This is a genomic window from Nitrospira sp. CMX1 (genome assembly GCF_054902215.1).
Window position 1 is genome coordinate 60,218 of sequence record NZ_JBUBKD010000045.1, and the last position, 24,892, is coordinate 85,109.

A 24,892-nucleotide genomic window follows, 5' to 3' on the forward strand; every position below is an offset into this window, starting at 1 on the left:
GAGCGTGATGAAGGAGGGTGAAAAGACATGGGCCGGCTAGTCTCGAGGTATGTATGGAGTGTGGGAGTAGGGTGTCTGGTTCTTCTGCTTGCTGGCCACGCGTGTGGGGATGAGCCAGATCCTAAGAATTCCGATGCGAGTCAGGTGCACGCCGTGATCGACTGTCGGTATGATCACCATGACGAGGGGGAGACGAGCGAAGCCTTCCCGTCCGACGACGTCTTCCGCCCCTTGATGGCGGATCCGAAGCAACCGCAGTTCTTTGCCATTTGGCAACAATCTCGTCCGCGAGCGGGAGGTTCATCCTTTAGTCTCGGGTCGGTGGCCATCGGAGAGAACTTCGGCTTTTACACGAAGCGGAAAGGCTGCAACGGATGGCAAGTGGGGTTGCTCACCGGTGTCTTTGCGCAGTTCAACTTGGATGAGAGGAACGCGGCATTGATCAACACGGATTTTAACGTGGGGATCCCGCTCACCTGGCGCTCGGGGAATTGGTCGGCGAGGCTTCGCTACTATCACCAAAGCAGTCATCTCGGCGACGAATTTTTGGGCCTTCACCCGGAAATCAAGCCGTCGAGTTTCATCTTGGAGGAGGCGGAAGGGATTCTGTCTTATGACTACCGATGGCTTCGCCTGTATGGAGGAGCGGCGGTGCTCGTCCACCGCGAGCCATCGACGATCGACCGCACCCGAGTCCAATGGGGATTCGAGGCACGGGCGCCGTCGATGCGGACCAGAATCTTGGAGCCGTTCCTCAACCGCTTGGTCGTGACGCCCGTGATATCGGGGGATTTCAAATCACATGAGGAACTGAGCTGGATCATCAACACCAACGTCCTCGGCGGATTCGAATGGTCTCGCACGGGGTCGCGCCGGCGTTTTCGAATCATGGCGACCTATTTCCATGGCCATAATCCGTACGGGCAATTTTATAATCAAAAGATCGAGTCGATCGGCGTTGGGGCGTATTTCATGTTTTAGCCCAATGCGGGTCGGCGTCCATATTTGATTGGAGCAGTGCCATGAACAATAAAGTTTCTTTCTCTATCTGGTATGTGCTGTTGGCCATGATGGCCGTGGTGCTTGTGCATGACCTCATTCATGCGCTCAATAAGGTCGAAGAACTTCCCTACAGCGAATTTAAAAAACTGGTGACGGACGGCAAGATCGCTGAAGTCTCGGTTGCGAGCCATGTGCTGACCGGAAAACTGAAACCCGAGGGTGAGTCGAAAGAGCAGAAATCTTTTGCCACCGTGCGGGTTGAGGATCCGGACTTGGTTCGTGAACTGAATCAACATGGCGTCACCTTTACCGGTGTGATCGAATCCACCTTTTGGCGCGATGTGCTGTCGTGGGTGGTCCCGGTTGCGCTGTTCGTTGGAATTTGGTTCTTCATCCTGAAGCGATTCGGACAGGCTCAGGGAGGGTTCATGCAGGTCGGCCAATCCAAGGCCAAGATCTACATGGAGAAGGACATCAAAGTGACGTTCGCAGACGTCGCCGGTGTGGATGAGGCCAAAGAAGAACTGCGTGAAGTGATTGAGTTTCTCAAGACGCCGGAGAAGTTCACCAAGCTCGGCGGCAAGATTCCCAAGGGGATCCTCCTCGTCGGTCCGCCCGGGACCGGCAAGACCTTGCTTGCACGTGCCGTAGCTGGTGAGGCAGAGGTACCGTTCTTCAGCATCAGTGGGTCGGAGTTTGTCGAGATGTTTGTGGGGGTGGGCGCGGCGCGGGTGCGTGATCTGTTCGAACAGGCCAAGGGCAAAGCGCCCTGCATCATCTTCATCGACGAGTTGGACGCCCTTGGGAAGGCTCGGGGCGTGGGTCCTATGGCGCATGAAGAGCGCGAGCAAACGCTCAACCAACTGTTGGTCGAAATGGACGGCTTCGATCCTCGAGTCGGCGTGATCCTCATGGCTGCGACGAATCGTCCGGAAATCCTTGATCCCGCATTGTTGCGCGCAGGGCGCTTTGATCGCCATGTCACCGTGGATCGCCCGGACAAAAAGGGGCGTCTGGATGTGCTCCGTGTGCACGCCAAGAAGGTGGCCTTGAGCCAGGAGGCCGATTTGGAACAGATTGCCGCCATGACCCCTGGTTTCTCAGGGGCCGACTTGGCGAACGTGATCAACGAAGCGGCATTGTTGGCAGTCCGACGTAGTAAGGATCAGGTGGGGCTCCCTGAACTCCAAGAGGCTGTGGAGCGGGTCATCGCAGGATTGGAAAAGAAGAATCGGGTCCTGAACAAGATGGAAAAGGAACGGGTCGCCTATCACGAAACCGGTCATGCGCTGGTGGCCCTTTCCATTCCCGGCTCCGACCAGGTGCAGAAGATTTCTATTATTCCTCGGGGTGTCGCAGCGCTCGGATACACGTTGCAGCTGCCAACAGAAGACCGGTTTCTGATGACGAAATCGGAATTGGAGAATAAAGTGGCGGTGTTACTCGGTGGGCGGATTGCCGAAGAAACGATTTTCGGTGAGGCCTCCACGGGAGCACAGAACGATCTCGTCAAAGCCACTGACATTGCCAAAAGCATGGTGAAAGCATACGGCATGAGCGAGAAACTCGGCACGATTACACTCGAACGAGAGCGACAGGCACAGTTCCTCCAGTTGCCTGTTGCGTCTGAAAAAGGTGACTATTCCGAAGCGACCGCCCGTGAAATTGATTGCGAAGTGCGTCGGATCGTCGATGAGCAGTATGGACGTGTCCGACAATTGCTGGAAGACAAGAAGGCCATGCTGCAACAAGGGGCCGCGCTGTTGTTGGAGCGCGAAGTGATTACGGGCGCGGAGTTGAGGGCCATCATGGAGAATGCCTGACCCGAACAAGAGGACTTCTCCTCTCCGCAGTTGACGCTGCTTGTCACGGACTTCATACTGAATTGTCCTAGGTCGTTGAATCACCCGATGGAGTCACGTGGAGCGACAGGCAACCATCTCCGTGGAAGATAATGTCGTCTACTGCCGAGGTGCGTGGACGCTTCCGAACTTGTCTCATCTCGAGCAGAGGGGGCGAACCATTCGATGGCCGGATACGTCAACCGTCCTCTACGATGCCGGTGAAGTGACCGCCATGGATACCGGTGGCGCGCTGATGTTGCAGCGTTACATCGACGGTGTACCGCACAGAGGGCAACAGACATCGCTCCAAGGGTTAAAACCTGAATTTGAACAGCTGCTCCAGAAACTAAAGGGTCAGTCGATTCAGGCCGGCCGTGACGCGGTCGCCCGTGGTAACGTGAGGTGGGCCGAGCGTCTTCTCCGTGCTATCCAGTCTCGGCAATCCTCCGCTGTTCGCGCTCTGGCCTTCATCGGAGAAAGTACGCTTGCCCTTTGCCGATCTATCGCACGACCTCAATCTATTCGGTGGAAATCACTGATGCGGTTCGTGGAACTGGATGGTGTGCGAGCTCTGCCGATCACCGGTCTCTTAACGTTCCTTGTCGGTGTCGTCATCGCCTATCAGGGCGCGGAACAATTGCGAAAGTTCGGCACGAACATCTTTATCGTGGATCTGGTCGGCATCTCGCTGTTGCGTGAAATCGCGCCGTTGATCGTCGCGATTCTTATCGCCGGCCGTTCGGGGTCCGCCTATACGGCTGAGATCGGGACCATGAAAGTCACGGAAGAACTCGATGCGGTGCGGACGCTCGGCATCTCGCCGATGAATCTGCTTGTGCTGCCGCGAGCGCTTGGCCTGATCATTGCCCTCCCTCTGCTCACTGTGTACGCGGATGCCGTAGGAGTATTCGGGGGCATGTTGATTGCCCTGGGAGAGCTCAATGTGAGTTTCGTTGAGTTTGTCTCTCGATTCGAGGAAGCCGTTCCTGTGCGACATTTGCTCATCGGATTGGGGAAGGCGCCATTCTTTGCCGCGCTCATCGCTTTGGTGGGGTGCTATCAAGGGTTTCAGATCAGGGGCGGTGTGGACGATGTCGGCCGACGCACCACCATTAGTGTCGTGCAGGGTATTTTTCTGGTGATTGTGTTCGATGCGATTTGTAGTATCCTGCTGAATTGGTGGGACCTCTAGCATGAGGATGGTGCAAAAGCCTTCCAGCTTTGTTCTCGTATCATTCAGCACCTCAACGTATCAACCGCGTACGCCTTGGTTTTTTGCCCACTGCGGCCTTGCTGGACAGACTCTTTCATCATCCACTGAGATTCTACGCTTCAACAGATGCAGATCGCGTGTGAGAGGGAGCTTTTGATGCCGTTGGCCACGAACATAGAGACGTCGATCATTGACGTGAGCCACGTCTCGACCAAGTTCGGACAGGCGGTGGTGCACGAGGACATCAGTCTGTCCATTCATCGGGGCGAAATTTTTGCGATTGCCGGAGGCAACGGGTCCGGCAAGACGACGTTGCTGCGAGAGATCATTGGTCTCATCGCGCCGTCAGCCGGAACGATTCGATTGTTTGGGGTAGACAGTCGCCGATTGGAAGCGGGCGATGGCCATCCGATCCACCGCCGATTCGGGGTGATGTTCCAGCAAGGGGGGCTGTTCAGTTCCCTCACGTTGGCTGAAAACGTCGCGGTGCCGTTGCGCGAGCATACGACGCTGAGTGAGGCCCTGATTCGTGATATTGTAGCGGCCAAGATTGCGATGGTGGAACTCCCGCCGGGGAGTGCTGGGAAATATCCTAACGAGCTCAGCGGCGGCATGAGGAGGCGGGCCGCGCTTGCTCGAGCGCTCGTCATGGACCCTGAATTATTGTTCCTCGACGAGCCGACGGCAGGGCTCGATCCGATCATCGCGGCGGGATTCGATGATCTGGTACTCTCCCTAAAGAAGCTCCTTGGGCTGACGGTGGTCATGGTGACGCACGATCTCGATTCGCTCTGGCAGATCACGAATCGAGTGACGGTTCTGGGTCAAAGGAAAGTGCTGGGAGTCGGAACGATGCAGGAACTCTTTCAATCAGATGATCCATACATCCGTCAATACTTTCAAGGCGAACGTGGACGCGCGGCACGCGAACAGGCGGTACGAAACGGTGAAAGGTGTGAAGCGTGACGCGTATCGCGTGGGGTAAGTCGGCGAAGAGTTCCGAGTTCCACGTTTCGGGTTTCTGGTATCGATATCTCGAAACGTGAAACTCGGAACCGGCAACCCAAAATCGAGATACCAAGAAGGCCTCTAGATGGAACCAAAGGTCAACTACATTCTCGTCGGTTTGTTCGTGGCGTTTCTGGGAGCGATGATCCTCGCTGGGATTTTATGGCTGGGAAAGAGCGACTATCGAGGGTCGTACGACCGGTACGAGGCCTATATGACGGAATCAGTTGCAGGGCTCAGTGTCGATTCCAGTGTGAAATATCGCGGGGTCGATGTGGGTCGGGTGAAGACCATTACGTTGCGTCCTGACAATCCAGAGGAAGTCCTGTTGACGCTGGACATCGTGCGAGGCACGCCGGTGAAGACCGATACCATTGCCGTACTAGAAACGCAGGGGCTAACCGGGCTTGCCACCATCAATTTGACCGGGGGAAGCCGTGAGGCTCCTTCGCTGCAGGCCCAAGCAGGGCAGACATATCCGGTGATCAGGACGGGCCCATCATTATTTGCCCGGTTGGACAAAACGGCCTCCCGTCTCCTTTCGGAAGAGGGGCTGGCCCAACTGTTGGCTGATCTCGATCTGGCGGCCAAAGGAGTGGCGAAAGTACTGGATGAAGACAATCGCACCACGCTGACGAAGACCATCAAGGATCTTGCGGATGTCGCTCAGACCATTGCCAGCCACAAGACCCAGATCGAGCAAAGCTTAAACGGCGCAGCCAGGAGCGCTGAGAATTTGGCCAGACTGACGACTTCGCTGAATGCCCAGGTTCCTCCCTTGCTCGCGGGGATCACCAAGAGCGTGAGCGCCATGGATGTGGCGACCGAGGAGCTTGCAAAGACCACGAAGACCGTGGGGGCGGTTGTCAGTGAAGCCCGCCCAGAGCTGCAGCAATTCACCAAGCGAACTCTGCCGGAAGCCGGTCAATTGGTGACGGAGCTGAGACAGCTCACCAGTACGTTAACGCGCGTGGCGCGGGAGTTGGAGCGAGAGCCAAGCTCGCTGGTGTTTGGACGAAAGACCCCTTCGCGAGGACCTGGGGAATGAGCCGGTTGAGGAACGGGAAGCTGTGAAGGGGGCAATGATTTCTCGTCGGGCCGTCCATGCGAGCTGTGTGTTATTGGTGCTGGTTACGAGTGGCTGCATCTCATTTCGCGGTGGATCTGAAGCGGCCCATACCTATCAACTGAGTCGTGAGGGAGGGCAGAGAGAGATTCATGCTGCCGACGGGGATAGTTCTGTCGTTCAGCTCAGTCCTCCGCAAGCCGAGCCGGGATTTGAAACCCCTCGGATGGTCTATCTTAAACGACCCTATGAGTTGGAATATTTCGCCACGAATCAATGGGCTGATACGCCAGCGAATATGTTTGCGCCTCTGTTGGCTCAGAGTTTGAGCCAGAGCGGTCTCTGGCGCGATGTCGTTCTCTTGCCAAGCATACTGCCAGGCGATTATCGACTCGATGTCTACGGGTTTGCCCTGCAGCAGGAGTTTCTTCAGCAGCCGAGTCGCGTCAGAGTGACGGCACTGGCTCAGTTGGTGGATCTCAAACAGTCGACGATTCTGGGGATGCAGCGATTTGAAGCCATCGAACCTGCACCGAGTGAGAACGCCTATGGTGGCGTGGTCGCCGCCAATCGGGCGGTGGCTGTGCTGCTTGATCAGATCACGACATGGCTCGGAGAATGTCTTCGACACTCGCCCGCCTGCCGTCGATAGCTTTGGCGCTGGCAACACAACGGAGGGATGGCTCCAGGCCTGTTACTCCCCTTGTCTCACGACGTCTAAATTCTGCGCGGCTACTGCAGCGTCCCATCCTTTTCCACAAGCGAGCAGACATACGCGAAGTGGTTCTGTGAATTGAGAACCCAAGCGGACCAGAATATTCCTGTTAAGTTCATTCTGGCCAAGGATGACCTCGCAATCGGATAACCCTCGGAGACCGATTCCCTGGGCCTTCAGCACCGCCTCCTTCGCGACCCAGTAACGGAAAAACATCGTTGCGCGCTGTTCTCTCGGTGCCTGCATGATCACGGCATGTTCGGAAGGAGCAAAGTAGCGTTCGGATAAGTTCGCAACATCGACTTCCGAACGAACCCATTCAAGGTCGATTCCGATCTCCTGGGCCTTCGTGACAGCAATGAGTGCACGGTTATGGGAATGAGACAAATTGAAGGTAATCATGGAATGCTCCGGTGCGGCCTTCTTGAGGAAAGGCTTGCCTGTCTCCGTACATCCCAGCGATACCACACATGGGCTGACTCCGAGGCATCGGCCTAGGACTGCTCTGAGGGCTCCATGAGCCAGGATGTAGTGCTGTCGGTCTTGCTCTCGAATCAACCGAATCGCACGGTGGCGCTCTGCTTCATCCAGCCACGAGAAACATCGCGCGACAGACCGTGACGACCCCTCAAGTTCAACGCCCCACAGATGAACCGCATGTCGCTCAAGGGTGATGGGATTCTCGAGTCGGGTGCCAGTGAGATGGTCTATCGACTGGAATGAGATCAGCACGTTGGAGTCCTAACAGGTTGTGGAAAACTGGGCTGTTGGCGACAAGGTAGCTGGAATGTTCCATGCAGCATACACCACAGTAACTTGAGGATGTCCCCAAAGGCCATCCAGCAAGGCCACAGCGAGCGAAGAGGCGAGACGTACATTTCGGTACGTTGAGCCTCTGGTCGCTGCGAGAACGCCGCTGGCGGACTTTTTCAGCATTCTGCAAAAGTTGCCTTCATCTTCACGGCATCATCAATGAAGGCGAGAACGTTATGCAGTCCTATCCGGCTGATGTCGCTGTGATAAGTATGGGGCACCTCAGGCCGTAGGTCAAAACTCTTTCGTGATCTCACTATCCTGTTTCAAGTATGCTTCGGTCTCTCAGTGTTCCCCTTGATGGTCTCACGGGCAGCCTTGTCCCTCGGCTTCTCGACATCGCTCAAGGTGAGCGTGAGCCTGGTTGAAGGGGCGATGGAGATCGGGCCTTTGAACGCTTCGTCAAGCTCAGAGCCGGCTTGTTGAAATGGTATGAGCCGTCATGAGTGATGCAAGTTACTCCTGTGATGCATCAGGGTAATGAGGTCAGTGGGTATGATGGAGATGGATCGTAAGAGAGATGGTTTTCAGGGAAGGGGTACTGTCAATCGAGTGTTGTGACAACATGAAGGCGGCTTGGAAAACGGGGATCAGTTTCGGATTGACATCAGGGGTCATTACCACCCTTGGGTTGATGGTCGGACTACACTCCGGCACGCATTCGCGCGCGATCGTGATCGGTGGCATTCTGACGATCGCTATTGCTGATGCCTTATCGGATGCGCTGGGTATTCATGTATCCGAAGAGTCCAAGAATACCGGCCCGACCAAGCAGATTTGGGAAGCTACGCTTGCCACATTCGCCGCGAAGTTTCTGGTGTCCGTCACGTTTGTAGTTCCCGTCATCGTTGGTCCGTTGGAGCAAGCGATTGTCATCAGCGTCGTTTGGGGACTATTCTTACTCACAGTTCTCAGCTTTTTCGTCGCTCGAGCACAAGGGATTGCTCCCTGGAGGGTCATCGGTGAGCATCTCTTCATTGCCCTGTGCGTCATTGTGCTGACACATGTGATCGGCGATTGGGTGAACAAGATGGTGGGAGCGGAATAACGGAGGTATGAGCCAGTGACGAGGCGCCCTCGGACGTTGAGATGGCTGGTGGTCTCCTTCGTGTGCCCTTTATTCATGATGCTCAGCCAATCAACGTGGGGGGCAGGCGAGGACGTGCCGCCTGAAATCGGTCGGCCGCATCGTGTCGTGCTACATCTGAATTTTGGTGATGAAAAAGTCCAACGTGGTGTGCTCAATAACATCAAGAATCTCTATCAGGAGTTTTCGCCGCAGAGTCTCACGGTCGAGCTGGTCGTGCATGGGGCTGGGCTTCCACTTCTCATTAAAAAGGGTACGCTCTTCAGCTGCGGAGCTGACTGAACTCCGGCAAGCTTACGGTGTGAATTACACTGCTTGTTCGAACACCATGAAGACCATGCATGAAGGTGACAAGAGAAGATTTGATCAATGAAGTCGGCGACACAGTGTCGGTAATGGTTCGATTGATGGAACGACAGGAGCAAGGGCGGGCCTATATCAAAGCCATGAAGAAGCTGACGGGTGTGAGCTGATAGCGAGACAAAAAGGAGGACGAATGGAATCAAAAAGTAAGGCCTATCTGTATCAGACCTCGGTGAAGTGGACGGAACAGCGCAAGGGCATGATCTCGTGCGCAGGGAAACCAGATGTGGAGGTGGCGACCCCGCCGGAATTCAAGGGGCATGAGAACATCTGGTCTCCCGAAGACCTCTTCGTCGCGTCCGCCAACGTCTGTTTGATGACGACGTTTCTCGCCGTCGCGGAACGAGCCGGCCTTGCCTTTTCCTCATACGAGAGTACGGCGGAAGGACAGCTGGAGTTAGTGGAGGGAAAATTCCAATTCACAGCGATCACTATCCGGCCTTCCATTACCTTGAAGCTTGGCGGTGATGCAGCCAAAGCGAAGGAATTGATCGAGAAAGCAGAACGCAATTGTCTTATTTCCAACTCGATGAAGGCGGAAATGATCTTGGAGCCGGTCATACGTTAGCAGACTGTCGAACAATAAGTCTGAGACCTTTAAACTTCAGCAGGTCAGCCATGACGTGCAGCTGATCACACTGCAGTTCGTTACCCTCCATCGGAGAAGGCACGCGGCTCGTGTCCCTGAAGAGAGATATCCGATAGCGTGTCCTCAGCCATGCGATCGAATCTTCCCTCCATCAGTCCTCACATGCTCCACGACTTTACCGTCTTCCAACTTGATGACCTGGTTTCCAAGATGGAAATACCGATCGTCATGAGTAATAACGATCACCGTTTTCCCTCGCGAGCGCAGGTCAGGAAGCAACGTCTTGTAAAAGACTTCCTTGTACTGCGGATCTTGATCCGCCGCCCACTCGTCAAACACGTAGATCGAGCGATCCTCCAGATAAGCCGATACCAGGGCCAACCGCTTTCGTTGCCCCTGTGAAAGGTCGAGGGTCGAAAAGGTGCGATCGGATACGGTGACTTTCTGATCCAAATGCAGCAATTGCAAGTAATGGGACATGAGCTTCTCTACCCGAGTATCAGAGTGACCGAGAAGCTTTTTGAAGAGGTAGAAGTCCGAGAATATAATCGAGAAGTGCTCACGGTACCATTCCCGATTGTCGTCGGTGATTATCGTACCGCCCAATTTTATGTCTCCCCTCGACGGCTGATACAATCCAGCAAGCACTTTCACAAGCGTTGATTTCCCACTTCCATTCCCTCCAATGACGAACACCAATTCACCAGGGGACAGCTCAAAACTGATCGGACCGAGCTTGAAGGGTGTTTCGGCGCCATCGCTCTTGGGGTAAGAAAACTCGACGTCGTTCCATTGCACGATGGGAGGGATTCCAGGATTTTGATCGACTATGTTCGTCGCCTGGAGGTTGTTGAGATCACCATCCAGTGAGATACCCAGGCGTTCGATATTTTCCAAGGCCACTTGGCCTCTCTCGAGAGTGGGTGCTATGTCAAGGACGCTCGAGATAGGACCCATCACATAGAGAACGGCCACGATGTAGCCTGTCAGGGCCTCAGGAGAATTAGTCTCGAACGATGGGAATAGAAATATGAGATAACCTATGAGGAAGTAGAACGAAACCTGGGTCCAGACTCCGAGGAGAGCTCGGATTCGCCTCTCTTTCAGATTGGTTTCTCGATAGTACTCTGCCGCTCCTCGCACTTCCTGATTAATAAACTCATTCCGCCGTGCCTGATTCATCATCAGTTCCTTCAAGCCATCAGTAAGAGCGCGAAAACGTTGAAACAGTTCGGCTCTGGCCTCTCGAGCTGCTTCAATGATCCTGCGGGTACTGGTGTGTAACCACTGATGTCCGAGGAGACTGATGATGGCGACTCCGGCCACCCCGAGAAATACACTCCAGGACAACCAGGCAAGGAAGATCCCGCATCCCAACACCAGAGCAAGATTCATGAGGAAACTCGGAAAGCATTGGATAGACCAGGTCACCCAACTGACGTCATCCGTCAATGTGACAAGAATATTGGCAGGCCCTCGTTCCTCGGAACGACGCAACGGTGCCCGCACGATCTTCGCGCAGAGCGACAGCGAAAGGTCCAAGATGGTGTCCTGCGCGAATCGGACGAGCAGTATTTGGGACACAACGCTCGCTATGATCTTGCCGGCAACAAGGCCAACAAACCCCAGTACGAAAAGGAGAGAATGATCAGAGGGATGATGAAGTACATGATTGATGAGCGCCAAGACTCCAGCACTCAAGAACCCGGACAGCATACCGACAGAGACCATGATCCAGGCCATGGATCTCGACCGCTGCGCGACAAAGCGGAGAAGGCGTCCAAATCGCATCACCCACTTGCCTCACTTTCATCAGAGGAGATTGGAAGTACACACCTAAATTGCTTCGGCTAAAGGATTTGGTTTGTTTTGAGTATCCTCGCCAAGGAAAGAGAGGAGATGTTTTGTCACTTCCTCAACATGTGGTGTGACGAGGAGCTGCCCTGAATTGATGGCTGCAATCTGCACCATCTTGCTTCCTTCGCCGCCAAACTCTGTCCAAACATGTCGGGTGTCCGTCACCGTTTGAGCGACATACCGATTTGACGCCACGAAGTTGAGAATCCGCCCAGGGTATTTGCGGACGTCATAGCGAGCCACAGCCTGGAGCGTGGATCGGGTCACTCGCTCGTCGTGGAATTCGACCATCAGCTCATTGTTATCACGGTTGGGTCGCGATAACGACATGAGTTTCTTGTAGTAATGCTGAAACACCGGAATCCAGTCTTTGGTCGGCAAACGGCTGAGCGCGAGGAGCGTGCGTATTCCCCGCCACAATACAAACAGCGGAAGCCCAGCCATCATCGGCAGTCGAATGCGATGTGGACGATACGTGGATGGATGCCAGGTATCCATCACTACCAGTGTGACAGGCTGCCCTTGTTCCAGGAGTTGCTGAGCCATTTCATACGCGATCAACCCACCCGTACAGCTCCCCAGGACGGTATAGGGGCCAGTTGGGCGGACGCGACGGATCTGTTCAACATAATGACTCGCCATCTCCGGTATCGAGGTGAAGGGCGCTTCTTTCCCATCCAATCCTCGTGCCTGTAACCCATAGGTAGGTTGATCCGGCCCCAATAATTTTGCCAACTGAGCAAAGACCAAGACATTACCCACTACTCCGGGCACCATGAATATCGGTGCCGCGACTCCGTTCGGCTGAATCGCGACCAGCGATTGCCATGGCGGCGTCCAGTGGTCCTGCGATAGTACCGACGCGAATTCTGCAATGGTCGGTGCTTGAAACAGCATGGCGAGCGGAAGGCGTCTTCCATACACTTGTTCAAGAAGATAGAAGAGGCGAGCCGCTTTGAGTGAATGGCCCCCAAGATCAAAGAAGTTGTCGTGGATCCCGACTTTTGAGACATCGAGTACGTGTTGCCACAAGGCCGTGAGTTGGATTTCGACTTGGTTACGGGGGCTACTGTGGCCTAGTTCATCTGAGAACGAGGAGGTTGGAGATGGTAATGCTTTCCGATCGATCTTGTTGTTGGCCGTCAGGGGCATGGCATTCAGAAAGACAAAGAAAGAAGGCACCATATAATCTGGAATCTCGGATCGCAGAAACGAACGCAGTTCCGCTTGACTTGGAACGGGTCCCTCTTGGCAGACGACATAGGCCGCTAGCTGCTTAATCCCTTGGCGGTCTTCCCACGCGATGACTGCCGCCTGGCGGATGGAGGGGTGGCGGTTCAGCGCAACCTCAATCTCGCCCAATTCGATCCTGAATCCTCTAATCTTGACCTGGTTATCGATTCGACCGAGATGCACGATATGTCCATCGGACCGATACCGAGCCAGGTCTCCCGTTCGATACAGTTTTGCGAGAGGCCCCGGGGAAAAGGGATGAGGGATGAACCGCTCCTGTGTCAACTCAGGCCTACCTCGATAGCCACGGGCCAACCCATGACCACCGATATAGAGCTCCCCGGACACTCCGATAGGAACAGGCTGGAGGAATTGATCCAAGATATATACGTCTGTGTTGGCGATCGGTCTCCCAATGGTGATCTCCTGATCGGTCCGTCCGATTTTCTCGATCGTGGACCAAATCGTCGTTTCAGTCGGACCATACATGTTCCACACGGCCAGGCTTCGATCCAACAATGATGTCGCCAGATCAGGGGGAAGTCCTTCTCCTCCGCAGAGTACCGTCACGTTTTTACCGCCCAGCCATCCCGCCTCGATCAACATGCGCCATGTGGCGGGTGTCGCTTGCATGATTGTCGGCTGTACCGACTCACAGAGGCTCCGTAGCTCTCGTCCGTCCGTTGCTGCGGCTCGACGGGCAATCTCGACACGGGCCCCCACCAACAACGGAACATAGAGTTCCAGGCCGAAGATATCGAAAGAGATGGTCGTCACGGAGAGCAGGACATCTTGAGCGGTACACCCTGGCTCGTGCAGCATCGACCATAAGAAATTCACCAACGCCTGGTGTGGAATTTCCACACCTTTGGGATGTCCAGTCGATCCTGATGTATATAGGACGTACGCCAAATCTTGCGGCGTGGCGATGGGGGCAAGATTGTGGCTGGACTCTTGCGCGATGCGTTTCTCTTCGCGGTCAAGGCACAGCAAAGGAGAAACGTGCCCATCAAACCGATCGGATAGCTTGCTCGTGGTCAGCACGACGGCGACTGATGCATCCTGGACCATAAACCGAAGGCGATCTCGCGGAAATTCGGGATCGAGAGGGACGTAGGCCGCACCGGTTTTCAACACGGCCAGTAACGCGACAACCATCTCCAGGGATCGATCGAGACCAATACCCACCGTCGCCCCAGGCTTAGCACCCCGCGTTTGAAGATGGCGTGCCAGCTGATTAGCCCAGGCATTAAGTTGACCGTACTGCAATACCGTCTGTCCCATTGAGACAGCTACGGAGTCAGGCGTCTTCTCGGCTTGAGTTTCGAACAACTGAGGAAAACACTCAGACTTCGGATACTCTCGTTGCGTACGGTTCCAAGCCAGTAGCATCTGTCGGCGTTCGGCCGCCGTCACTGTTGGCAGCTCAGACAGTTTGCAATGGGGATTGGCCAATGCGTGCTGGAGCAGAATCTTATACTGTCCCAACATCCGTTCGGCGGTCTGAGGCTCAAAGAGGTCGGTATTGAACGTGAGGTAGGCTTTTCGGGAGAACTCTGTCTCGATCGTCAAGCTTAGGTCGAATTGTGCGGCCTGGGTCTCCACCTCGAATGGGACCCAGCTCAACCCCTGGATGTGAATCTCCCTGATCGGCGCATTGGGGACGTTGAAGAGGACCTGCACCAGGGGGGCAGAGCTCTGGTCGCGAGAGGAGTGCATCATCTCGACCAACTTGTCGAATGGAAAGTCCTGATTGGCATAGGCTTCGAGCGCTGTATCACGCACCTGTGCCATCAATTCGATGAACGTCGGATTGCCGGAGAGGTCGGTACGCATGATGAGCGTATTGACAAAGGAGCCGATGATCGACTCGATCTCGGATTGAGTTCGGTTGGCGATAGGCGAGCCTACGGCGACATCGGTTTGGCCGGAATAGCGACTCAAGAGAATCTGGAAACAGGTCAACAGGGTCATGAACACCGTCGCATTGTGTTCCGCGCTGAATTGTTTTAGTCGTTCGATCAACGATGCGGGCAACTCCAGCATGCGATGGGAGCCGGTAAAGGTCTGCGTCGCAGGTCGTGGATGATCCGTCGGCAACGAAAGCTTGGAAAGCCCTGCCAGCTTCTTCTGCCAATAATCCGATTGCATGCGGAGCCGGTCATCGGTCAGACAACGGCGCTGCCATACCGCATAGTCTATGTACTGAAGGGCGATCGGTTTCGCTAAAGGAACGTCTCCTCGGCAAAACGCATTGTAGAAGAGGGCGAACTCATAGCCGATGATTCCGAACGACCATTGGTCTCCGATGATATGATGCATCGTGAGCACCAACACATGATCATCGGGCTCGATCTCAATCAGAAAGAACCGTGCGAGAGGACCTTGCTCAAGATTAAACGGCCGATTCGCTTCCTGCTCGACGAGCCCAGCTGCCCGCTGCTGGCGTTCTGCTGACGGGAGATGCGTGAGGTCCACTTCGACCCAATGAGGTGGGCGAAAGGGCTGAATGATTTGGACAGGCCCCTCACCCTTCATCGTAAACGTCGTTCGAAATACGTCATGTCGGCTACAGATGGCGTCGATCGCCCTCCGGACCGCCGCTTTGTTCAGTCGTCCCATCTGCCGCGAGGCAAACGACATGTTATAGGCCGGACTCTCAGGAGCTAGCTGATACATAAGCCACATGCGTTGCTGAGAATAGGACAGGGGGATTGGTTGATCTCTAGGCACCGGAATGATCGGTGGCAGTGCGGGTGACCGCCGTTCCTTTTGGCACAATCGCATCACTTCTTCGGCTAGTGCTGAGATCGTTGGTCGCTCAAAGAGCGAGGAGAGAGGCAGATCAATCTCGAAGAGCTCGCGTATCCGGGAGACGAGCTGGGTCGCCAGCAGCGAGTGGCCTCCCTGTTCGAAGAAATTGTCGTGGATGCTCGCCTTCGGGACTTCAAGCACAGACTTCCAGAGCTCGGCCAACGCCTCCTCTACACGATTCCTGGGAGCGATCGTTGCTGCCGCTTGACCGGTCATGTCTTTAGGCGCGGGAAGCGCGTGTCGATTCACTTTGCCGGTGGGACCGAGCGGCATCGCGTCGAGCCACAAAATGACGGATGGAACCATATAATACGGCAATCGCTCGACAAGATACCTCCGAACCTGTTCAATCTGTTTTCTGAGCGACGACTCCCCGGCGACATAGCCCACTAACCGAGGTTGGTTTGGTCTATCCTGGCGAAGCAGTACCACGGCGTGATGGACCCCCGGAAAGTTACTCAATACAGATTCGATTTCTCCCGGTTCGATCCGAGCGCCGTGCAGCTTGACCTGTTCGTCTATACGTCTAAGGATTTCCACATTACCATCGGTGCGATATCTAGCGAGGTCACCGGTCCGATACAGCCTGGTATTGGCCACGTAGGGATTCGTCAGAAACCGTTCTTTGGTCAACTGCGGCTGGTTGACATAGCCGCGGGCCAGGCACTCTCCCGCGATATGGAGTTCTCCCGGGACGTTGATCGGCATCGGCTGCAGACGCTCGTCCAGGACATAGAGCTGCATATGATCGATGGGTTTCCCGATCGGGACTCGGGCCCCTGTTTCTTCGCGCGTCGTTTGATACACACTGCACCAGGCCGCGGCTTCCGCCGGTCCATACTCGTTGTAGAGCGTGGCACGAGGTAGGAGCTGGTAATGTCGTCGGAGGAGTTCAAGGGCCAGGCTTTCTCCGGCCGTAACGACCAGACGGAGCGATTCCAACTGAGTACTCGATGCCTCACCAAGGACGGCCTGATACAAAGAAGGGGCCCACATGATATGTGAGATCCGATGGCGCTCGATGAGTGCTGCAAGCTCCGTTGGGTCGCGATACGCAGTTTGCAATGGGATGATCAATTGTCCACCCTGCAGCAAGGTCCAGAATATTCCCGTCACAGATCCGTCGAAATCCAGAGAGAAGGTCAGCAAGAACCGGGAGACTGGTTCCGAATAGTACTGCAGCCTGGCATTAAGAGAGGTCACCAGACTGCTCTGAGTGACGGCGACACCCTTCGGTCGTCCCGTCGAATCCGAGGTATAGATGATATAGGCCAGTTGATCCGGGGAGATGGGCAGTGCGAGGTTTTCCTCTTCTGGTCCACCCACGGCTGCTATCGCGAGGGTGTCCACATCACAGATTTGTCCGCGGTAGCTCTGTAGGCGGTTACGAAGGTGTGTCTGCGTGACGACGATGGACACGTGCGCATCTTCCAGCATGAGCTGAAGACGATGGCTGGGAAAGGATGGATCCAGGGGAACATACCCTCCTCCGGCTTTGAGAATGCCCAAGAGGCCTACTACGGCATCCACCGAATGTTCAGCACAGAGACCCACCGGACAATCTGCATCAACTCCTAATTTCCGAAGCGCGTAAGCGACTCGGTTCGCTCGACGGTTCAAGTCTTGATAACTGATGGACTGTTCTCCGCAGGAAACGGCGGGCGCATAGGGAGTACGTTCAACCTGCGCTTCGAAGAGTGCATGGATACCCGAGGGCGTGGGAGGTGCCTCGTTCCACGTCAGGTGAATGTTTCGCCTCTCCTCGACGGTCAGCAAGGAAAGCTGGTCAAGACGGGCCTCAGGTTTCTTGAGAAATTCTTCCAGAAGAACCTCAAGCTGGCCCAACATGCGGTCGATTGTCGCGTCGGCAAAAATCGTCGAATCATAGAGAAAAGCTAAGTCCAACTCGCCTGCCTTGTTGACCACGATCAAAGCAAGCTCGAACTCGGACGCCGTCGGCTCCCATGGAAGCGGGGTGATCTCAAGATCTTTGAAGCTGAACGTGGACAATGGGTCGTCTTCGCTCACGATCATCGCATTGAACAGTGGGGACAGTGACCTCTCACGCTGTAGCGACAGTGCCTCAATCACTTCTTCGAACGGGAGATCCTGATGGTCATAGGCCTCTCCCACTACACGGCGGATCTTCGTCAACAGCTCCTGTACGGTCTGCCCATCAGAAAATTGAGCCCGCAATGCCACGGTATTGACGCAATATCCCATCATCCCTTCGAGTTCTCTCCGGCGCCGACAGGACACGATCGATCCAATCACTACATCCGGCTCACGTGTATAGCGATGGAGCCACGTCGCAAAGACGGCGTACACAACCATGAACGTCGTGAGGTTCTGGTGTCGGCAGAAAAGAGCGAGGCGGGCGAGAAGGTCCGAAGGCAGCGATCGTGACCGCAGGTTTCCCTCGAAGGTGCGCGCCTGCAATCGCGGACGATCAGCCGGGAGTTCAGCGGGAGGGATGGCTCCGTTCAACTGCCGGGTCCAGTAGGTTCGATCGACTTCACGAAGGCCTTGACCAAGTCTGGTTCTCTGCCAATCGGCATAGTCCCTGTACTGAAGCGCCACTGTAGGAAGTCTGGCCTCTTGACCATTGGCACCGGCTTCCCAGAGAAGGGCGAGTTCCTTCCAGAATATACGGAGCGTCCATCCATCTGCGACAAGACGGTGAAAGGTGAGCGACAGGATGTGTACGTTCTGCTCAATTGTCAGCACAGTCAGCCTGAATAGGGGACCTTGTCGTAGGTTAAATGGCCGGCTCCTCTCCGCTCGTAGGAATTGCCGCACCTGAAGATTCTGCTCCGCGGGATCCAATCCTAGGAAAGTGTTCCGTTCGACCATTACGATCGGCTCAGAAGATACTTCCGCAAATCCCTCACCTCGATCCGATCCGAAGCGAGTTCGAAGAATTTCGTGGCGACGGGCGATTTCCTGTACGGATCGCTCCAATACATCAGGGCTGACTAATCCCCGCATACGCACCGCCATGGAAATGTGATTGATGGCGCTCCCTGGATATATCTGCTCCAGGAGCCACAGCCGTTGCTGTGCGTAGCTGAGGAAATCCCTAGATTGTCTTGGGCAGGCAGAAGAGGGTGGGACGAGTAACATCCTTGCTGTCCCGTTACCACTTGCGCGTGCGTCTTGCTCTGTGTCCGAGCCCGCATTATCTGGATTCGTGCGTAGCTCACCGATCCGAGCAGCCAGAGCGGACAATATCGGATACTCAAATAGCGTGCTCAGGGGTAGTTCGACTTCGAATGTCCCGAGAATGCGCGCGACACTCTGTGCCGCGAGCAGCGAATTGCCTCCGAGTGTAAAGAAGTTTGCATGGCGATGCGGAGGATCACATCCAAGCACCTCTTGCCAGATATCCGCCAATCTTTTCTCGACGATGGTTTGTGGGCTCTCGTTCGGTAACCCATCGTCATCAGATTGCGGACTCTGGGGCAGCGTGCTCGATGCGACGACAGTGAGGTGGCCGGACTCAAAAGCTATTCGACAGGCGCCCCGCTGAATTTTTCCACTGGAGGTTCTTGGAATTGTACCGGCTCGTATGAGCACGACCGTGTGGACTTCCAGTTCATGCTCGTCAGCCAATGCACGACGGATGGAGCCAATCACGTCCGGCAGGTCTGGTTCTGCCACCTGAGGCTCGATCTCATAAACCAGCACCACCCGCTCGCCGGTTTTGCCTTCCACTGAGAAGGCCGCTCCACCTCCACGCCTCACGCCGGGATGCGCCGATTCGGCTGTCCATTCCAAATCATGGGGATAGTAGTTACGTCCTCGCACAATGATCAGGTCTTTGAGCCGTCCGGTGAGGAACAACTCTTTGCGATGGATGAATCCCAGATCGCCGGTCCGTAAAAAGGGACCCTCCCCCGACCCAGCGAGCGTAGCCGCAAATGTAGCGTCGGTATCTTCTGGCTTGCCCCAGTAGCCGGCACCGACTCCGGTTCCGGCCACCCACACTTCTCCCACAACATCCGACTGACACTCGACGAGTGTCGTCGGATTCACAATCCGTACACGAGTCGCCTCGACAGGTTCTCCACAACCGACCAAGGTTCGAGTTCCCAGTCCCGATGAGTGAGCCTCTTTGACGATTGAACCGGTCAATGCGTCAGTCTCAACGTGCAAGAAACTTGGCTCCGCTCCGGCACGCTTCATTGTCACCAAGAGTGTGGCTTCCGCAAGTCCATATCCAGGGGTAAACGCCGTCCGCCGGAATCCCTGTGGGCCAAATGTGTCGAAAAATCGCCGGACCGTACCAGGATGAATGGGTTCGGCACCGCAACTGGCGACCATCCAGGTGCTCAAGTCGGCCCGCCACTCTTTCTGTTGTCGCACGGCTCTAAGGCAAGCTTCATAGGAAAAATTCGGTCCACCGCTGTGGCTGATCCCAAACCGAGCTACTGCTTCGAGCCAACGTAACGGCCGTCTGAGAAATGTAACCGGTGACATCAGATACGCCGGAATGCCGGCGTAGAAGGGAGCGAGGATACCGTGTACCAACCCATAGTCGTGGAAATACGGCAACCAGCAAAGAGACCGACTCTTGTCGGTTACGTTCCCGGCAAGACTCATGGCCTTGCAATGAGCGAGAACGTTGGCGTGACTAATCATGACGCCACGTGGAGTGGCGGTCGATCCGGACGTATATTGCAGATAGGCAAGGGCGGTATTCGTAGAACGTAACAGCTCATCCGAATCAGCCTGCTCGTAGGGATGATCAGTCGCCATCCACTTGATCTGAGCAATCTTCTTCTCGATCGACAGCTCAGATGCCTGGGCCTCGATGGTTGAGGTCGTGAGTACAAGCGATGCCCGCGCATCGTCAATGATGGAACGGAGTCGCGGTAGGCTATGTTTGTGCCTGACGAGATCAGGGAGGGGTGCAGGGACTGCCACGAGACCGGCACAGATGCATGCCCAAAACGCACATGCGGCATCAAACCCCTGTGGGTAGAGCAGAAGAGCTCTGGTTCCTTGTGGGACCTCCCGTGCGAGCTGGCCCGCAAGCGACTGCACCGTGCGTTCGAGTTGCGCATAGGTCAGTTGATGCTCAAGTTCGAGGTTATCGCGAATGAGAGCATAGGCGAGCTCATTCGGCCGTTGCCGACATCGAAACCGGAAGAGGTCATGAAGGTTGTGAATCGTCCGGAGGGAAAGTTTAGACATGGATATCAGACATGGACTGTCCCTGAACATCTACGGATAACCGTTATCGGCTATCCGTCTGCCTATGAGTACAAAAGTAGGATGTTTGGTCATCATTGGAAAGAAATTCTCACATTCCGACCGGATCGATAGGTACCATCCATCATGCCCGAATAATGGATCATTGCAAGGCATCGCACAGTCAGAGCCGTGCGATATTGCACGGATCGTATTATATACAACAAAGAAAGACGTTTGTAGCATCCTGGGTCACTGGGCGATAACACCTGTGGTATTTGTCACCAGTTCAGTTTCCCGTTTCCAGAGTCATATTAGTGAAAGTCATGTAAGTCTTTGAATAATAATGATAATTATATCTCAATGCGTAGGGAGAAAATGGCACACTCATCGCAAGGCTTCATCGTCCAAGAGGGTAAGGCATGGCTACCATGGGACGGATGGCGCTGTTGTGGGGAGTGCTAGTTTGGACATCGGCAGTGGGATTCAGCCATCTTGGAATCAAAGAGTTTACGACTTCAACCAAGGGTGGTGATGCAGTCACCGGACGGGAGATCTACGTCAACACCTGCATCCTCTGTCATGGAATCGACGGGAAAGGTGTACGAGGACTACAGTTCGTTCCGCCTCCGGCAGACCTCACAACGCTTGCCGTTCAGAGTCGGCTGGATGGGACGTTGTTTCGGCGAATTCACGACGGCAAACCGAACACGGTTATGGGTGCTTGGAAACATGCGCTCTCGGACGAAGAAATCTGGGATGTGTTGGCTTATGTGCGCACATTTAGGATCGAGTCTCCTGGGCAACCATAAAGATGAATCCAATAGCTGGAAGGTGTCTCATATAGGCCAGTTACGGAAAGAGGATAGTTGTCCTTAGATTGAGATGAGGAGGGATTGACGTGACATGTAACGTGGGGGGAATCGAACGACCAATACGTATTGGAGCGGGGGTACTGGCGATAATGGCCGGCCTCTTTGCGGGGCTTTCGGGTGCGATGTCAGGAATAGTGCTTGCGGTGGGGGTGATTCTATTGCTGACCGGGGCAGTGGGGTATTGCCCGCTGTTCACATTGCTGGGGATTAATACCTGCTCTCCTGTGTCCAGCTCCAAGAAATGAGGTGGAATCGATGAGCCGACTGGTTGCCGCCGGGGCCGTGCTGGTGTGTACGCTGGTCGGGGTGATCAGTTGTGTCCCGCCTCCACGGGTGACGGGGAGTGAGGAGGGGACTGGTCGCTCAAGCACGGCGTCGCCGGTCGACGCGTTATTTGCTCCGCCGTCGCCTGAAACGATTCCCGGTAATTTGAGGGGCGAGCAGATTCGCTTGGGCTACGAGATGGTAGTCAATACACAAGTGTACGGAAAACGGTATATCGGCAATGCGCTCAACTGCACGAATTGTCATTTGGACGGAGGGCTTAACCCGAATGCTGCATCATTCGTCGGCATCAGTACACTCTATCCGCAATATCGTGAGCGAGCCGGCCGTCAGATGACATTGGCCGATCAGATCAACGAGTGTTTCGAACGCAGTATGAATGGGAAGCCTCTTCCGCCAGACAGTGTGAAACTGACGGGTATCGTGGCCTACATCGAATGGCTTTCGCAGAATATGCCCTCCGGTAGCACAGTGCCGTGGCGAGGTATCCCGCGCCTGACTTCGACTCATCAACCGGACCCTATCAATGGCAAGAAGGTCTTTGAGAAAAAATGTGTCTTCTGCCATGGTTCCGACGGACAAGGCACCATGGCGGCGCCGCCCGTGTGGGGACCGCGTTCATACAATATTGGCGCTGGAATGGCGCGGGTCAGCGTGGCGGCTGCCTTTATCAAGGCCAACATGCCGAGAGGTTGGGGGTGGACGGTGACGGACGATGAAGCTCTCGACGCGGCGGCCTATATGAATACGCAGCCTCGACCTGACTTTCCCGACAAGATTCATGATTGGCCGAAGGGGGGTAAGCCGGCGGACGCACCCTATTGATACGAACGAGAGGCGTGAAGCGTAAGGGAGAAGGATTTCAAGTTTCACGGTTCAGGTTTTTGGTTTCTGCACAACTTGAAATCTGGAATTCCATACGGTCGGTTTCTAATTTCGAGAGCGGCCCGATGAAACTTACAGCGACCTTTCACGGCGGGACACGGTACGACATTGTGAGCGGGAAGCATCGAATCATCACCGACCAGCCGGTCGAGGATGGAGGGCAGGATGCCGGTATGGGGCCTGTAGAGCTCTATGTAGGGTCCGTCGCAAGTTGTGTTGCATACTTCGTCGGACAATTCTGCGGGCGACACGGTATCGCCCGAGACGGCTTGTCTGTCGAGGCGGAATGGGCGATGGCGGAGGGGCCACATCGTGTTGGCCGTGTCGACATTGCGATTCATCTTCCCCACCGCATCACGGCAGATCAACGGGAGCGACTGCTGAAGGTCGCCCACGGGTGTACGGTGCATCAGTCGATCTCCGTGACGCCGAATATTGGGATCAAGTTAAACCCGCATTCACACCAGAGAAACCATGATTTGTGAGGCGGGAAGCGATACTCAGTCGGACCAGTAAGTACGACAGCTGATCCATTGCATCGATCGTTGGCCAATACACTTCACGAACAACAAAAGACGGAGGGTTGCAACATGGCGACATTCATTATCTCGGGTAGCCGAGGAACCGACGACCCTACCATGGCAACCTTGCCCTTGATGGCCGCCAAGACAGCAAAAGAGCAAGGACACGATGTGGTGTTGTGGCTCTGGAACGAAGCGGTGACGTTGGGGCGGAAGGGCGTGGGGGATCATGTCATCGGCGTGAATTTGACGCCACTGAAAGATCTGCTTGCCGCAGTCCAGGCGGCTGGTGTGCAGATCTGGGTCTGTGGGGCCTGTGCGGTGGCTCGTCAGGTCAATGCGGCGGATCTGGTGGCTGGTGCTTCTATCAAAGGCATGCCGGACTATATCAAGGCCGTGGCAGAGCGAGATCGGAACGTGATGTTTTGATTCTTTGGGCCAAGGAGGTTTCTCATGGCAGCGAGTGGAGAATCGTCAAGGAAGTCACGAGATCGCAAGGAGCAAGCGGATTCAGAGGACATCGACGACCTCGTGCCGTCCGCATCCGGTACCGATGCAAGCGAGTTGGAGACGATTCCCACGAAGGTGCCGAGGGAGGGAGACGGGTACCGGGTTCCGCGCAGCACCTTGATCTCTCAGGGGCTCGGACGCATCGGTGACCCAGGCTATGCCTTGACGGCGGATGATCTTCGAAGGGTCAATACAAGAAAAGGGTTTCTGAAACTCCTTGCAAACAAAGCCGTCGATATCGAGGAAGTGCGCAAGACCCTGCTATACGAACAGGACTTACGACAGTTGCAGGTTGAATTGGTCAGGCTGCAGCGATGGATTCAGAGCAACGGGGAGCGCATCGCTATTTTGGTCGAAGGACGGGATGCGGCTGGAAAAGGCGGTACGATCCGACGGTTCACCGAGCATCTGAATCCTCGCGCGATGCGAGTCGTGGCGCTGCCGAAGCCGACCGATGCAGAACGGGGCCAGTGGTATTTCCAACGCTATATTCACCAGCTGCCGAACAGAGGTGAAATCGTGTTCTTCGACCGGAGTTGGTACAACCGCGCTGTGGTCGAGCCGGTGATGGGATTCTGTACAAAAAAAGAGCACCAGCGATTTCTTCAGCAGGTTCCGGAATTCGAGCACATGCTCTATGAAGACGGGGTCACCATCATCAAGTTCTGGTTCTCCATCTCCAAGGATGAACAAGCCAGGCGATTTGAAGCGAGGCGGCAGAATCCGCTCAAGCAGTGGAAGCTGAGTCCGGTCGATGAAAAAGCGCAGGAACTGTGGGACGCCTATACCCGTTGCAAAGAGGAAATGTTCAGCAAAACGCACTCGACCTTTAGCCCCTGGATCATCGTGCAAGCGAACGACAAGCAGGCTGCGCGACTGGAAAGCTTGCGGTATGTCCTGAATCTGCTGCCGTACAAAGGAAAGGACGAAGCTCAGATCAGGTTGACACCTGATCCGAACGTCATTACTCGATTCCACCGCAAGATGGTGGAGCTGGATCTCTAACGCCTGAAAGACAG

General features: G+C 55.1%; 19 protein-coding genes. 16 read left to right on the top strand and 3 right to left on the bottom strand.

Annotated features, from left to right (window positions below; all coding sequences use genetic code 11):
* Window positions 1-27: 27 nt before the first annotated feature.
* The 6 genes from ACYX34_RS11695 (at window position 28) to ACYX34_RS11720 (ending at window position 6,785) form a co-directional block, all read left to right on the top strand.
* A complete protein-coding gene (locus tag ACYX34_RS11695) occupies window positions 28-981 on the top strand; it encodes a DUF1207 domain-containing protein (RefSeq protein ID WP_462076740.1) in 954 nt (317 codons plus the stop codon).
* 41 nt (window positions 982-1,022) lie between these two features.
* Entirely contained in the window at window positions 1,023-2,825 is a 1,803-nt protein-coding gene (gene ftsH, locus ACYX34_RS11700; RefSeq protein ID WP_462076741.1) for an ATP-dependent zinc metalloprotease FtsH, read from the top strand.
* Between the two features lie 97 nt (window positions 2,826-2,922).
* Window positions 2,923-4,038 (top strand): MlaE family ABC transporter permease, encoded by a 1,116-nt coding sequence (locus tag ACYX34_RS11705; protein WP_462076742.1) that lies wholly within the window; start codon window positions 2,923-2,925, stop codon window positions 4,036-4,038.
* 177 nt (window positions 4,039-4,215) lie between these two features.
* A complete protein-coding gene (locus ACYX34_RS11710; protein ID WP_462076743.1) occupies window positions 4,216-5,025 on the top strand; it encodes an ABC transporter ATP-binding protein in 810 nt (269 codons plus the stop codon).
* Between the two features lie 127 nt (window positions 5,026-5,152).
* Window positions 5,153-6,115 carry an MlaD family protein gene (locus ACYX34_RS11715; RefSeq protein ID WP_462076744.1) on the top strand — a complete coding sequence of 321 codons (963 nt, stop codon included), beginning with the start codon at window positions 5,153-5,155 and terminating at the stop codon, window positions 6,113-6,115.
* A gap of 34 nt (window positions 6,116-6,149) precedes the next feature.
* Window positions 6,150-6,785: an ABC-type transport auxiliary lipoprotein family protein gene (locus ACYX34_RS11720; RefSeq protein ID WP_462076745.1), complete on the top strand. Its 636-nt coding sequence runs from the start codon at window positions 6,150-6,152 to the stop codon at window positions 6,783-6,785.
* A 42-nt stretch (window positions 6,786-6,827) separates the two neighbouring features.
* Here ACYX34_RS11720 and ACYX34_RS11725 read toward each other — a convergent pair whose 3' ends face one another.
* A complete protein-coding gene (locus ACYX34_RS11725) occupies window positions 6,828-7,580 on the bottom strand; it encodes a 4'-phosphopantetheinyl transferase family protein (RefSeq protein WP_462076746.1) in 753 nt (250 codons plus the stop codon).
* 646 nt (window positions 7,581-8,226) lie between these two features.
* On the opposite strand from ACYX34_RS11725, the gene ACYX34_RS11730 reads away from it, so the two are divergent.
* From ACYX34_RS11730 to ACYX34_RS11745, 4 genes are all read left to right on the top strand, one after another.
* Window positions 8,227-8,709 carry a VIT1/CCC1 transporter family protein gene (locus ACYX34_RS11730; protein WP_462076747.1) on the top strand — a complete coding sequence of 161 codons (483 nt, stop codon included), beginning with the start codon at window positions 8,227-8,229 and terminating at the stop codon, window positions 8,707-8,709.
* 75 nt (window positions 8,710-8,784) lie between these two features.
* Window positions 8,785-9,030: a DsrE family protein gene (locus ACYX34_RS11735; RefSeq protein ID WP_462076748.1), complete on the top strand. Its 246-nt coding sequence runs from the start codon at window positions 8,785-8,787 to the stop codon at window positions 9,028-9,030.
* 59 nt (window positions 9,031-9,089) lie between these two features.
* Complete coding sequence (locus ACYX34_RS11740) at window positions 9,090-9,221, top strand: hypothetical protein (protein WP_462076749.1); 132 nt, start codon at window positions 9,090-9,092, stop codon at window positions 9,219-9,221.
* 23 nt (window positions 9,222-9,244) lie between these two features.
* Window positions 9,245-9,679, top strand: a complete 435-nt coding sequence (locus tag ACYX34_RS11745) for an OsmC family protein (protein WP_462076750.1) — start codon at window positions 9,245-9,247, stop codon at window positions 9,677-9,679.
* A gap of 144 nt (window positions 9,680-9,823) precedes the next feature.
* Here ACYX34_RS11745 and ACYX34_RS11750 read toward each other — a convergent pair whose 3' ends face one another.
* Together ACYX34_RS11750 and ACYX34_RS11755 are read right to left on the bottom strand one after the other, a co-directional pair.
* The gene (locus ACYX34_RS11750) at window positions 9,824-11,491 is read right to left on the bottom strand and encodes a cyclic peptide export ABC transporter (protein ID WP_462076751.1); all 1,668 of its coding nucleotides are present in this window, start codon (window positions 11,489-11,491) and stop codon (window positions 9,824-9,826) included.
* Window positions 11,492-11,536: 45 nt separating this feature from the next.
* Window positions 11,537-20,800 carry an amino acid adenylation domain-containing protein gene (locus ACYX34_RS11755; protein ID WP_462076752.1) on the bottom strand — a complete coding sequence of 3,088 codons (9,264 nt, stop codon included), beginning with the start codon at window positions 20,798-20,800 and terminating at the stop codon, window positions 11,537-11,539.
* A 419-nt stretch (window positions 20,801-21,219) separates the two neighbouring features.
* Here ACYX34_RS11755 and ACYX34_RS11760 point away from each other — a divergent pair, with 419 nt between their 5' ends.
* The 6 genes from ACYX34_RS11760 (at window position 21,220) to ppk2 (ending at window position 24,878) form a co-directional block, all read left to right on the top strand.
* Window positions 21,220-21,609, top strand: coding sequence for a c-type cytochrome (locus tag ACYX34_RS11760; protein ID WP_462076753.1), 390 nt, complete (start codon window positions 21,220-21,222; stop codon window positions 21,607-21,609).
* An 89-nt stretch (window positions 21,610-21,698) separates the two neighbouring features.
* Entirely contained in the window at window positions 21,699-21,917 is a 219-nt protein-coding gene (locus ACYX34_RS11765) for a YgaP family membrane protein (protein WP_462076754.1), read from the top strand.
* Between the two features lie 10 nt (window positions 21,918-21,927).
* On the top strand, window positions 21,928-22,782 hold the full coding sequence (locus tag ACYX34_RS11770; protein WP_462076755.1) for a c-type cytochrome: 855 nt from the start codon (window positions 21,928-21,930) through the stop codon (window positions 22,780-22,782).
* A gap of 125 nt (window positions 22,783-22,907) precedes the next feature.
* Window positions 22,908-23,327, top strand: a complete 420-nt coding sequence (locus tag ACYX34_RS11775) for an OsmC family protein (protein ID WP_462076756.1) — start codon at window positions 22,908-22,910, stop codon at window positions 23,325-23,327.
* A 105-nt stretch (window positions 23,328-23,432) separates the two neighbouring features.
* Window positions 23,433-23,792, top strand: a complete 360-nt coding sequence (locus ACYX34_RS11780; RefSeq protein WP_462076757.1) for a DsrE family protein — start codon at window positions 23,433-23,435, stop codon at window positions 23,790-23,792.
* 24 nt (window positions 23,793-23,816) lie between these two features.
* Window positions 23,817-24,878 (top strand): polyphosphate kinase 2, encoded by a 1,062-nt coding sequence (gene ppk2, locus ACYX34_RS11785; RefSeq protein WP_462076758.1) that lies wholly within the window; start codon window positions 23,817-23,819, stop codon window positions 24,876-24,878.
* Window positions 24,879-24,892: the final 14 nt, after the last annotated feature.